Raw genomic sequence first — 12,209 nt, 5'->3', positions numbered from 1 at the left:
TATGCCAAACGAAAACTAGAAACTAAACATTATAACTATTTTATTTTCGGACACCGCCATTTACCAATGATTATTCCAGTTGGAGAAAACTCCGAATATGTAAATCTTGGTGATTGGATCGGATATTTTACTTACGGTGTTTTTGACGGCGAAAAATTCGAGCTTAAAAAATTCGAAAAATAGTTTAGTCGAAGGTCAAAAGTCGAAAGTCAAAAGGGCAAATTAGCATGGTAAAAATCAATCAAAAGCCGTAGCTGAAATTTTAAAACAAAATTTTTATTTTGTGTTTGTTGGGTAAATTCCGATTTTATGCGTTCGCAGAATATATTCTGAAAGTTGTTTACTGTTTGAAAGCTGAAATTTAATTGCTCCAGAAGCTTTTTTCGGCATATGGCATTCTACACAATTACTGGCCAATAATTTCTCTGGCATTGTTTTTAAAGTGCTTTCTTTGTGCTTTAAGCCTTGATGGCAACTCATGCAGATTTTAGAATACGAAGCCAAGTTTTTTGAAGCATTTTCATGCGGATTATGGCAGGTAATACAATCCATTTTATCACTTTTTATAAAGCATTTGCTCTGAGCCATTAATCGATACTGATTGCCATGAACATCAAAATTTGTTGTATCATTAATACTTTTAGTCTCACGAAAGAATTCTGATAAATTATCTCCGGGTTTGTACTCAAAACGCGATTTTAATTTCATTCCATCATTTCCTGCATGACATAACGCGCAAGCATCCAATTTTTGCTGTCTGTTTAAGGTTTTGAAACTCGTGATGCTATTGGCAACTTTTACGTTTGGATTTTTTAGATGAAATTCAACATGCTTTTTTGCAGGACCGTGGCAACGCTCGCAATCAATTCCGTAAACAACTGTTTCTTTTCTGATGATATCTTCAACATCCATAGACATCATATTTCTTTGTTCAGAATTTTGATTTACACTTCGGCTGCTGGCATTTGAGGCGTGGCACGAATAGCAATCTTTTACCACCATTCGGTCAAAATAAGGCTTGTCGGCAGGAAAGCCTGGACTTGTTGCCCAATTGTTTATAGAGTGATAAAAAGAAACTGGCAATTCGTATGTATTGTTGTCTTTCCAGTAAACTGAAGTTTGAGCGTGTTTGGTTCCAAAAACAATTTCAAATTTGTATTTAGCTGTTTCTTTGCCATTTTTGTAAACGACTTGGTACAAACTGTCTCCACGTTTTTCCATGACCAATTTCGTCTCTTTATCATAAATGAAAGTATGATTTTTAGAATCGAAGTCACCCGAAACATTTCCTAGAATTGCTGGAGAAGTTGCTTTAAAATGTGAACTTTTGAATGCCATATCAGATTGTACTTTATGGCATTGTATACAACTTTCTGAACCCGCATAATCAGTTCCACGCGGATCAATGTATTCCTCTGATTTATTATTGCAACTGGCAAAAAGAAGTGCCAGAATGGTTATGGTAAGTAGAAATGCAGCTTTTTTCATTGCTGTAAATATACTTTTTTTTGAATTGAATCAAAATATATTTCAATAATGAAAAAATGCTGTTAAAATATTTAGAATGTTTCTTAATTCATGCCAACTCCGTAAACATATTCATCCAATTCGATTTTAAATAAAGAACCTTCAACTAAATCTTTAATCGATTTTAATTCGGTCATATTTACAGCCAAATCTATAGAATTGCACGGTGTTTTCAATAAAAACTTGTGGCAAGAATATTTCATTTCGCACGCTTCGCAACAAGCATTTTCGATCATGCTGTCTTCAATCAAATCGCAAAAATGATTTAATTCCTGAACCGTAAAATAAAAGCCAGTTTCTTTAAAAACCAATTGTACCTTGTCTGAAATTGTAGTATTGTGATCTTTCCAGTAAAAAGCTATTCCAAAGTTGTTATGATATATCTGCTCAATTTCTCTCATCGTAAATCCTTTTATTTCAACAAATATAAATATTATTTATATTAATTCTAAATAAAAAAATCATAAAAATTTGAAAAAATATTTTTTGAGCACGCTTTAGTTCATACCCGAACCATAGATATATTCATTGAGATTAAGTCGAAATAATGAACCATCAACCAAGTCTTTTATAGAGTTTAATTCCATTGGTGATATTTCTAAATCTATAGCAACATAGGGTGTTTTCAATAAAAATTTATCGAAGGCGCGTTTTACGCCACGTGTATCGTAGTTATTATGGTCTGTGACGCAGTCTTCGATTAAATTGTGAAATTCATTTAATTCTTGAACTGAAAAATAAAATCCCATTTGTTTAAAAAGTAGCTGAACTTTATCTGATATAATTTCGTTGCCTTCTTTCCAATAAAATGAAATTCCAAAATCGTTTCTGTATATCTGCTCGATGTCTTTCATGACAAATTTTTTAGGCCACAAAGGTACGAACTGTTTGTATTAATACTTGACTAAGAAAAGCATAAAAAAAAGCTAAAAACCAACATTACTATTTGATTTTTAGCTATTTATAAAGTGTTCGTGATTTTGCTTTTTTATAAAATTCTATTTCATTATAAGATTATTTCAGCCAATTTTTTAGCTTAGATATAAATGCCGATTGTTGATCAACAAATAAATAATGAGAGCAATTGTCAAGAAAAGCGAAGTGATTTTCTCCAGTTATTGCTTTAAGAGAATTAATTTGTGCCCCTGAAAAAATACCGTCATCTTTTCCGTAAATTCCATAAATAGGAACTCCAGCAGATTTGATTTTCTTTAAAACAGGACGTGTATCAATATTATTTTGCTTTTCGTTTTGATAGAAGAGAAGCGGTGCATTTTTATTTCTAATATTGGTTTTATAAAATTCTCCAGCTTCGTAATTGGCGTAAAGTTTTTTTGAAGCTTTTGTTGGTTTTGGCATTTTAAAATAACCTTCATCACTTGCCAAGTCAAAACAATGTTTTCTATATCCTGCAGAATGCTTGTCGAGTTTTTCTATATAATCGATTTTATTGTGTGTTTTAGAATCGTAGTAGTGAATTTTCTTTACAGAACTTAAGATATGATCGTAAGTTTCTTGCTGTGAAAATAATGCGCCAGCCAAAACCAGAGCACTCACATTTTGTGGATATTTATTGGTGTAAAGTGTCGCGACTAAACCACCAAAGCTATGCCCTAAGAGAACTGCTTTTTTTAAATGATAAGTTGCATAAATTGAATTTAAATCCTGAAAAGCTTCTTCGTAAGTAAATTTAGCATTTGGATCTGCAGATCTTCCTTCGCCTCTTCGGTCGTAAGCGATAACATAAAAACCATGATCGGCTAGTTTTTGAGCCGTTGTTCCTTCAAATAAGGTTGCGTTGCCGCTTGGTCCTCCGTGAATGAAAATTAAGGGTTTGTTCTTTTCGTTTCCGTAGGTTTTTATATAGAGATTTTGCCCTTTTGCGAAAAAGGAAAATATTAGAAATAAAGAAAGAAAAAATGACTTCATCTATTCTAATTTATGATGATCGTCCATATCTTTTTTCAAATCTAAATTTCTGAAAGTTGGAGATTTCAATGCAGTGAAAACTACAGTTAAGAGCGTAATACTTCCTCCAAAAACAACTGAAGTAACCGCTCCCATCAATTTGGCAGTTGCACCACTTTCGAAAGCGCCTAATTCGTTTGAAGATCCGACAAAAATTGAATTTACGGCACCAACACGTCCGCGCATGTGATCTGGAGTTTTAAGCTGTAAAATAGTCTGACGGATAACTACTGAAATTCCATCAGCTAATCCGCTTAAGAATAATGCGAAAACGGAAAGCCAGAAATAAGTCGATAATCCAAATAAAATAATTGACAATCCGAAAACAAAAATGGCGATTAAGAGTTTCTTTCCAGCATTTTCGTATAAAGGCACATAAGCAGAAACTAGCATTGTAATGAAAGAACCTACAGCAGGAGCGGCTCTTAAAATTCCGAACCCTTCAGATCCCACTTTCAAAATGTCTTGTGCAAAAACGGGCAATAATGCAACGGCACCTCCAAAAAGTACAGCAACCATATCAAGTGATAATGCACCAAGTACAATTTTGTTTTTAAAAACGAATGTCAAACCTTCCATAAGACTATCTTTTATAGATTCTCCCATTTTCGGATTTACGATCGGTTTTTGGCTGATTTGTGATAGGGCAATTAACGAAAGAATTGAAAATCCGAAAACCAAACACATTGACCAATGAACTCCAATCCAGTTAATTGAGAAACCTGCCAATGCTGGTCCCATAACGGCTCCAATTTGCCAAACAGAACTACTCCAAGTTGCAGCATTCGGATATACTTTTTTAGGAATGATTAATGAAAGAAGCGAGAAAATAGTTGGCCCCATAAAGGAACGAACGATTCCTCCGAAAAATACTAAAGCGTAAATCGAATATAAAATAATATGTGTAGACCAGCCTCCAACTACTTTTGGCCAGGTCAGTAAGAAAAGCCCAAAACTGATTACTGAAAATCCTAAAATACATTTTACCAATAAGCTTTTCTTTTCTCTTTGGTCTACAATATGTCCTGCGAACAAAGACATTGAAACAGCAGGAATAATTTCCATTAAACCAATAATTCCTAAAGAAAGCGGGTTTTTGGTCAAGCTATAAACTTCCCATTCGATTACAATAAATTGCATTGACCACGCAAAAACCATTGCAAAACGCAATAATAAAAATATATTGAATTCTCTATAACGTAACGCCTGATATGGATCTGGCTTCTTTGATTTAATTTCTTCCATTTGTTCTAATGTCTTTCAGCATAAGTTGTGTTGAAACAGTCCCGTTCCATTCGTTTTCAGCAATTGAATAAGCCAGCTGAAACGAATTTTGATTTTTTACAATATTTAATTTTTTTCCTAATCCGAAACCAATTGCGGCGATTCCGTCTGAATTGTTTTGTTTGGCAAAAAGCCTTAAATGTTCTTCTTCTGCACCCAAAGTTTTAGCATAACCTGTATCAATCGCATTTTCAGTCATAAAAACAGGTGTCATGTTTTGAGGTCCGAAAGGTTCGAATTGTTTTAAGATTCGAATTAATTTGGGTGTTATATCAGAGAAATTGATTTCGGCATCGATTTCAATTTCTGGAGTAAGCATTTCGGGTAAGATCGTTTCTGAAACCTGTTTCTCGAAAGCTTCTTTAAAGGTCTGATAGTTTTCTGCTTTTAAAGTCATTCCTGCAGCGTACATATGGCCTCCAAATTGTTCCAAATGTTCGGCGCAGGCGTCTAATGCATTATAAACATCAAATCCTTTTACAGATCGGGCAGAGGCTGCATATTTGTCGCCGCTTTTAGTAAAAACCAAAGTTGGGCGATAATACGTTTCGATTAATCTTGAAGCAACAATTCCGATAACACCTTTGTGCCAATCTTCCTGAAAAACAACGGTAGAAAAGCGTTCTTCTTCTTTATTTTCTATAATCTGCAGGAAAGCTTCTTTGGTGATTTTTTTATCTAAATCTTTTCGATCTGCATTATATTGTTCAATTTCAGAAGCAAATTGTTGTGCTTGTTCAAAATCAAATTCGGTTAAAAGTTCAACAGCATGATTACCATGTTTAATTCTTCCTGCTGCGTTAATTCTTGGCGAAATAATAAAAACAACATCTGTAATATCGAGAACTTTCTTTTTTACTTGATGTGTTAAAGCTTTAATTCCGGGTCTCGGTTCGGTATTAATAACTTTCAATCCAAAATGTGCTAAAACACGATTTTCGCCCGTAATCGGAACAATATCAGCAGCAATTGCAGTAGCAACCAAATCCAGATACGGAACTAAATCCTCAATCGTTTCGTTTCGATTTTGTCCCAAAGCCTGAATCAGTTTAAAGCCAACTCCGCAACCGCATAATTCATCGTAAGGGTAGGAGCAATCTTCTCTTTTTGGATCTAAAACAGCAACAGCATCTGGAAGAGTTTCTCCTGGACGGTGGTGATCGCAGACAATAAAATCGATATTTTTTGCTTTCGCGTAGGCGATATGATCAATGGATTTGATTCCGCAGTCGAGAGCGATAATTAAAGAAATTCCGTTGTCGTCTGCATAATCAATTCCTTTATAAGAAATACCGTAACCTTCGGCGTAACGATCAGGAATGTAAGTGGCAATATTTGGATAATGTGATTTTAAATAGGATGAAACCAAAGAAACTGCTGTTGTTCCGTCGACATCATAATCGCCAAAAACTAAAATGTTTTCTTCGTTTTGAATGGCTTGTTCGATTCTGGCAACAGCTTTGTCCATATCTTTCATCAAATACGGATTGTGAAGATGTTCTAATGATGGTCGGAAGAAATTCTTTGCTTCTTCAAAAGTTTCAATACCACGCTGAATCAAGAGCGTTGCAACAAAATCTTCTACATTTAAGGCTTGCGCTAAATGTTTAATCTTATCTTCAGAAGGTTTTGGTTTTAGAGTCCAACGCATGGGTTGATTTTAGATTTTAGATTTTAGACTTCAGATTTGTGAAATCGTTTAATCTGATTGGTAATTTTTTTGCCACAGATTAAAAGGATTTAAAAGATTATTTTTTTGCCACGAATTACTCGAATTTCCACTAATTTAATTCGTGCTAATTCGAGTAATTCGTGGCAACTTTTATATTAATCTGTGTTAATCATTTTAATCTGTGGCGGAAATATATTTTGTTTTATTTCGCTTCTAAAGCATTTCCTTCAAATTGAATTCCGTCCCAACCTAAATTGATGAAATTTCTAATGTTTTGGTGATTCGTTCCGTTTGGATCGCCTAAAACTTCTTCAAAATAAAAAGCGCCAAAACACGCTAAAGTTTCTTCTTTGCTTAAATTTTGCAGTTTTGCGAAAGAAAATAATTTGCAAGAACCTGAATTTTCGCCTGCTGCGTTATGTTGTGTTCCGTTTTGGAAAGCAGTTGGAGTAAAGTTGTAATTTTCTTCGATTACTGCAATAGTTTCAGGAAATGTGATTTGTGTTGGAGTTTGTTTTACTTTTTCTAAAAAGGCTTGAATGCTCATGATTATAATTTGATTTTTTTTGCCACAGATTAAAAAGATTAACACAGATTAATAAAAGTTTGCCACAAATTTCACCAATTTGCACGAATTAAATTAGTGGAAATTCGAGTAATTGCTTCGCCTATTCGCTATCGCTCGGGTCGTGGCGGAAAAATAATCTTTTAAATCTTTTTAATCTGTGGCATAGATAATTATTCTTCGTCCTTAGAAAACTTACTTTTCTTAGGTTCTTTTGTTATTGTTTTTCCAGCCACGACAACCACGATTTCGCCGCGTGGTGCTGTTTTTTCAAAATGTGCTAGAACTTCTTTTGCTGTTCCGCGTACATTTTCTTCGTGTAATTTTGATAATTCTCTCGAAACGCAAACTTGTCTGTCTTCTCCAAAATATTGGACAAATTCAGCTAAAGTCTTAACGAGTTTATGCGGAGAAACGTATAAAATCATCGTTCGGGTTTCTTCGGCTAAAGCCAAAAATCTGGTCTGACGTCCTTTTTTATCAGGCAGAAAACCTTCAAAAACAAATTTGTCATTTGGAAGTCCGCTGTTTACTAGAGCAGGAACAAATGCCGTTGCTCCAGGAAGACATTCGACTTCGATTTTATTTTCGACACAAGCGCGCGTTAATAAAAAACCTGGATCTGAAATTGCTGGAGTTCCGGCGTCTGAAATTAAAGCGATAGTTTCGCCGGCTTTTAAACGAGCAATTAAGTTTTCAGTTGTTTTGTGTTCGTTGTGCATGTGATGGCTATGCATGTGTGTGCCAATTTCAAAATGCTTCAACAATTTTCCGCTTGTGCGCGTGTCTTCCGCCAAAATTAAATCGACTTCTTTCAAAACCCGAATGGCTCTAAAAGTCATGTCTTCAAGATTGCCAATTGGCGTTGGAACAATATATAATTTTGACATAGTTGTTTATTCGTGAAATGTAAAATGTGAGATGTGAAAATGTCTTTACGAGAATTTTTTCTCGATAATTCCCATAAAGCGCTCGGCATAATCCTCTTTTCCTTCCCAGTCGTTATAATCTGGTTTTACCATGTTTTCGATAAATTCTTTAGCTTCTGTATAAGAATCAAAAGTCATTAATTGATTTAAAACACGGCTGTAATCTTCTGTGCTGTTTCCGAAAAGATTTTTGGTAAAAGCAATTCTGTCATTTAAGTCAATATGAAAACCTCTTGCTAGTTTTTCGTTCAAACTAACCGATTTTGGTTGTGCAGGAGTTTCAAGAATAGCAGTTTCTACTTTTTTAGGTTCTTTAAAATCACTGATAGAAGGAGTTTGTGTTGGCGGAACAGCTTCAAAACTGTCTACTTTTACAAACTGTGCATCGGCATAATTAACACCAAAATCTTCAAATTGAATAGTTGGTTGTGCAGGAATTTCTGCTTTTGGCTCTATTTTCGGTTCTTCTTTAACTTCTTCTCTGATTGGTTCTGTTTCCAATTCGAAAGCAGGTTTGAAATCTGGAATTGGCTTCAATTCATTGATAGTTGTAAACGAAAGATCATCAACAGGTTTTTCAGTTTCTTCTGCCTTTTCAGCAATTGGTTCAATAATTTCTTCTGCAGCTGGCTCTTCAATCTCAGCAACGATTGGCTCAATGATTTCTTCAACAACTGGTTCTTCAATTTCGGCAATTGGTTCGAGAGTTTCTTTTATTACTGGTTCTTCAACTTCAATAATTGGTTCAACAGCTTTTTCTTCTGAAATTTCTGGTTCATAAGATTCTTCAAGCGCAATTACTTTTTCTTCAGTAGGAGCTTCAAGTTCAATTATAGCTGGAATTGCATCTTCTTTTTCGAAAATAGTTTCCAATTCAGAAGTGATATCGCTTTGCCCGATTGTTGGTTTTGCAGAGTCGAAATTCTCTTCAACAAATTTTAATACTGCTAATTTCTCGTATAATTTCTGAGTTTCAAGGTACAATTGATTGATATCGGATTTGTTTTTTAGTTTTAAAATTCGATGTGCAATGCTAATTAAATCAGCTTCCAATTTTTTTTTCATAACTGTTGAAAATTATAGTGAATAAGGTATTTTAGTGTATTTGATGTCTGAATGTTTCTATTCTTAAGGAAATTCAAAAGATAATTTTTTATTTCTGTTAATACGCTTTCGCGAATTTAAGGTTTGATAAAAATTTTCTACTTTTGAAAAAATGTAAAACAACACATTTTTACATCAATTTATTGCCAGTACAAAGTAATAAAAACTATTCATTTTTAAAGGTAGAAAAATACAAAATGTTTCTCGAAAATACAGTAAATCACAAAGAACAATTTGGTTGGATTGAAGTTATTTGTGGATCAATGTTTTCGGGTAAAACCGAAGAGCTGATTCGAAGATTAAAGCGCGCCCAATTTGCCAAACAAAGAGTCGAAATTTTTAAACCCGCTATTGATACCCGTTATCATGACGAAATGGTTGTGTCGCACGATGCCAACGAAATTCGTTCTACGCCAGTTCCTGCAGCGGCTAATATCTTGATTTTAGCTCAAGGCTGTGATGTAATTGGAATTGACGAGGCTCAGTTTTTTGATGACGAAATTATAACGGTTTGTAACGATTTGGCAAATCAAGGAATTCGTGTAATTGTAGCCGGCTTAGACATGGATTTTAAAGGAAATCCGTTTGGTCCAATGCCCGGACTTATGGCAACTGCCGAGTATGTAACGAAAGTTCATGCTGTTTGTACGCGCACAGGAAATCTAGCCAATTATAGTTTTAGAAAAACTGCCAATGATAAATTAGTTATGCTTGGCGAAACCGAAGAATATGAGCCACTTAGCCGTGCAGCGTATTTTAATGCTATGAAAAAAAATCAGGAAAAATAAATTTAAATTACATTTATAAAAGCCTTTTAATAAAAATGAAAAGTATGAGAAAACAGAATATTTTATTATTGATATTGATTGGGATTGCATTAGCTTTTGTAGCTTATTTTCAGTTTTATCTTGCCGAAAATGCAGATGAAGTAAATACTGAAGTGGTAGAATTGGTGGCAAAATATAATAAAAGCTGTCCGTTAAATATTCAGGAAGGAATGCGACTAGACAGTGTAAGTTTGCCTGAAGGCCGAGTAGTTCAGTATAATTTGACATTGTTGAATGTTGTAAAAGAAACTGCCGATATAAATGTAATTCAGGAAGAAATGGAAAAAAGCTTGATTAGTACAGCAAAGGCAAATCCAGGACTTAAAGTTTTTAGAGAAAACGATTATGATTTGATTTATCACTATAGCGACAAAAAGAAAGCGTTTTTGTTTGAGGTTAGAATACAGCCAGATCAATACAAATAATTTAAGAGCAAAAAATAAACCCGACAGGTCTTTTAAAATCTGTCGGGTTTTTTTATTGTAAAAAATTAAATCTTCTTTCTCATTCTCGCTACCGGAATATCAAGTTGTTCACGGTATTTAGCAATTGTTCTTCTAGCAATTGGGTAACCTTTTTCTTTTAAGATTTCTGCCAATTGATCATCTGGAAGCGGTTTTCTCTTATCTTCTTCTTCAATTGTGTTTTGAAGAATTTTTTTGATTTCAAGAGTTGAAACATCTTCTCCTTGATCGTTTTTCATCGCTTCAGAGAAGAATTCTTTAATTAGTTTTGTTCCATATGGTGTCTCGACATATTTACTGTTGGCAACACGTGAAATCGTCGAAATGTCTAAACCAACCATATCTGCAATATCTTTTAAGATCATTGGTTTTAGTTTGGTTTCGTCACCGTCTAAGAAATATTCTTCTTGATAATGCATAATTGCATTCATCGTTACAAAAAGGGTTTCTTGACGCTGTCTAATTGCATCGATAAACCATTTTGCCGAATCTAGCTTTTGTTTGATAAACTGAACGGCATCTTTCTGAGCAGTCGATTTATCACGAGATTCTTTGTATGTCTGCATCATTTCCTGATAATCTTTAGAAACGTGCAGAGATGGAGCATTACGACCGTTTAAAGTCAGTTCTAATTCGCCATCTATAATTCTAATGGCAAAGTCTGGAACAATGTTTTCTGTTACTTTATTGTTTCCAGCAAAAGAACCACCCGGTTTTGGGTTTAATCTTTCAATTTCGTGAATTGCTTTTTTAAGCTGTTCGTTAGAAACACTGTACTTTTGCAAAAGCTTATCGTAATGTTTCTTCGTAAAAGCATCAAACTGATTTTCGATAATGTCGATCGCTAAATCAACATATTCGGTTGGAGTTTTATGCTTTAATTGAAGAAGCAAACACTCCTGTAAATCCCGTGCGCCAACTCCAGAAGGTTCAAGCTCATGAATTACGGTCAACATTTTTTCAACCATTGCTTCATCAGTGTAAATTCCCTGAGTAAAAGCCATGTCGTCTACAATATCCGGAATGCTTCTGCGGATGTAACCCATATCATCAATACTTCCCACTAAGAATTCAGCGATTTCGCGCTCTTCATCATTCAAAATAAAAGTATTCAGCTGATTGATTAAATCCTGATGAAAACTTATTGGAGCTGCAAAAGGTGTTTCGCGCTCTTCATCGTCACTATAATTATTTACCTGAGTTTTGTAATCAGGTGTATCGTCGTCGCTTAAGTATTCGTCAATGTTAATGTCGTCTGCTTCGATTCTGTCAGATTCTGCATCATCATAATCGTCATAGTCTTCATTAGCGTATTCATCAGCTTCGTAATCGTCTTCTTTTCCAGCTTCAAGCGCTGGATTTTCGTTCATTTCTTCTAATAAACGCTGTTCAAAAGCTTGCGTAGGCAATTGAATTAACTTCATCAGCTGAATTTGCTGTGGAGATAATTTTTGGGATAATTTTAAATTTAAAAATTGCTTGAGCATAGTTAAGGCGCTATTTTTTGCCACTGAGGCGCGAAGGCACAAAGTTTTATTTGTTTTTTTGTTTCTTGCCACAAAGGAACTAAGACACAAAGTTTTTTATTTTATTACTAAGCGTTAAGACACAAAATTATTGTTTGTGTTCTAATTTTTACTGAGAGTTTTAAAATACTTTTTTTGTATTTATAAATCTTCTAATACCGCTCTTTATCAGCGGAACATTGAAATTAATTAAAAAGCCTAAATCTTTATTCAGTAATTTTAACTGACTTATAATTTGAGCTTCCCAAACCGGATTCATTTGTTCAACTGCTTTTATTTCTATAATTATAGAATCTTCAATCAGTAAATCTAATCTTAAGCCTTCGCTAAATTCAATTCCGTC

General features: G+C 34.2%; 13 protein-coding genes and 1 pseudogene. 3 read left to right on the top strand and 11 right to left on the bottom strand.

Annotated elements, in window-relative coordinates; all coding sequences use genetic code 11:
- Positions 1-183 (top strand): annotated as a pseudogene (locus B3J44_RS18995) (UDP-2,3-diacylglucosamine diphosphatase); the annotation flags it as partial.
- 93 nt (positions 184-276) lie between these two features.
- On the opposite strand, the gene B3J44_RS18990 reads toward B3J44_RS18995, so the two are convergent.
- The 9 genes from B3J44_RS18990 to B3J44_RS18950 all read right to left on the bottom strand — a co-directional run bounded on the left by B3J44_RS18990 (position 277) and on the right by B3J44_RS18950 (position 9,010).
- Positions 277-1,488, bottom strand: coding sequence for a cytochrome c3 family protein (locus B3J44_RS18990; protein WP_286970591.1), 1,212 nt, complete (start codon positions 1,486-1,488; stop codon positions 277-279).
- A gap of 83 nt (positions 1,489-1,571) precedes the next feature.
- Complete coding sequence (locus B3J44_RS18985) at positions 1,572-1,928, bottom strand: hypothetical protein (protein WP_111425144.1); 357 nt, start codon at positions 1,926-1,928, stop codon at positions 1,572-1,574.
- Between the two features lie 96 nt (positions 1,929-2,024).
- On the bottom strand, positions 2,025-2,381 hold the full coding sequence (locus B3J44_RS18980; RefSeq protein ID WP_286970576.1) for a hypothetical protein: 357 nt from the start codon (positions 2,379-2,381) through the stop codon (positions 2,025-2,027).
- A 160-nt stretch (positions 2,382-2,541) separates the two neighbouring features.
- Positions 2,542-3,456, bottom strand: coding sequence for an alpha/beta fold hydrolase (locus B3J44_RS18975; RefSeq protein WP_286970573.1), 915 nt, complete (start codon positions 3,454-3,456; stop codon positions 2,542-2,544).
- Positions 3,457-4,740, bottom strand: a complete 1,284-nt coding sequence (locus B3J44_RS18970) for an MFS transporter (RefSeq protein WP_286970571.1) — start codon at positions 4,738-4,740, stop codon at positions 3,457-3,459.
- Positions 4,727-6,430, bottom strand: a complete 1,704-nt coding sequence (gene recJ, locus B3J44_RS18965) for a single-stranded-DNA-specific exonuclease RecJ (RefSeq protein ID WP_286970562.1) — start codon at positions 6,428-6,430, stop codon at positions 4,727-4,729. Before recJ ends, B3J44_RS18970 begins: the two co-directional genes overlap by 14 nt.
- A gap of 223 nt (positions 6,431-6,653) precedes the next feature.
- Positions 6,654-6,998 carry a HopJ type III effector protein gene (locus B3J44_RS18960; RefSeq protein WP_008465164.1) on the bottom strand — a complete coding sequence of 115 codons (345 nt, stop codon included), beginning with the start codon at positions 6,996-6,998 and terminating at the stop codon, positions 6,654-6,656.
- A 191-nt stretch (positions 6,999-7,189) separates the two neighbouring features.
- Positions 7,190-7,906 (bottom strand): 16S rRNA (cytidine(1402)-2'-O)-methyltransferase, encoded by a 717-nt coding sequence (rsmI, locus tag B3J44_RS18955; RefSeq protein WP_091494668.1) that lies wholly within the window; start codon positions 7,904-7,906, stop codon positions 7,190-7,192.
- 45 nt (positions 7,907-7,951) lie between these two features.
- Entirely contained in the window at positions 7,952-9,010 is a 1,059-nt protein-coding gene (locus B3J44_RS18950; RefSeq protein ID WP_286970555.1) for a hypothetical protein, read from the bottom strand.
- A 236-nt stretch (positions 9,011-9,246) separates the two neighbouring features.
- Between B3J44_RS18950 and B3J44_RS18945 the strand changes: the two genes are divergently transcribed.
- On the top strand, positions 9,247-9,837 hold the full coding sequence (locus B3J44_RS18945; protein WP_095928508.1) for a thymidine kinase: 591 nt from the start codon (positions 9,247-9,249) through the stop codon (positions 9,835-9,837).
- Positions 9,838-9,881: 44 nt separating this feature from the next.
- Positions 9,882-10,301, top strand: a complete 420-nt coding sequence (locus B3J44_RS18940; RefSeq protein WP_198855416.1) for a hypothetical protein — start codon at positions 9,882-9,884, stop codon at positions 10,299-10,301.
- Positions 10,302-10,366: 65 nt separating this feature from the next.
- Here the strand turns inward: B3J44_RS18940 and rpoN are convergent, their stop codons facing one another.
- Positions 10,367-11,827, bottom strand: a complete 1,461-nt coding sequence (gene rpoN, locus B3J44_RS18935) for an RNA polymerase factor sigma-54 (RefSeq protein WP_278020264.1) — start codon at positions 11,825-11,827, stop codon at positions 10,367-10,369.
- Between the two features lie 160 nt (positions 11,828-11,987).
- A partial coding sequence (locus B3J44_RS18930) for a GxxExxY protein (protein ID WP_286970546.1) occupies positions 11,988-12,209 on the bottom strand: 222 nt, incomplete at its 5' end.

The sequence above is a fragment of the Flavobacterium sp. UBA4854 genome (assembly GCF_002399805.1).
Classification (GTDB): Bacteria; Bacteroidota; Bacteroidia; order Flavobacteriales; family Flavobacteriaceae; genus Flavobacterium; species Flavobacterium ginsengisoli.
This window is presented reverse-complemented; position numbering and strand designations above follow the sequence as displayed.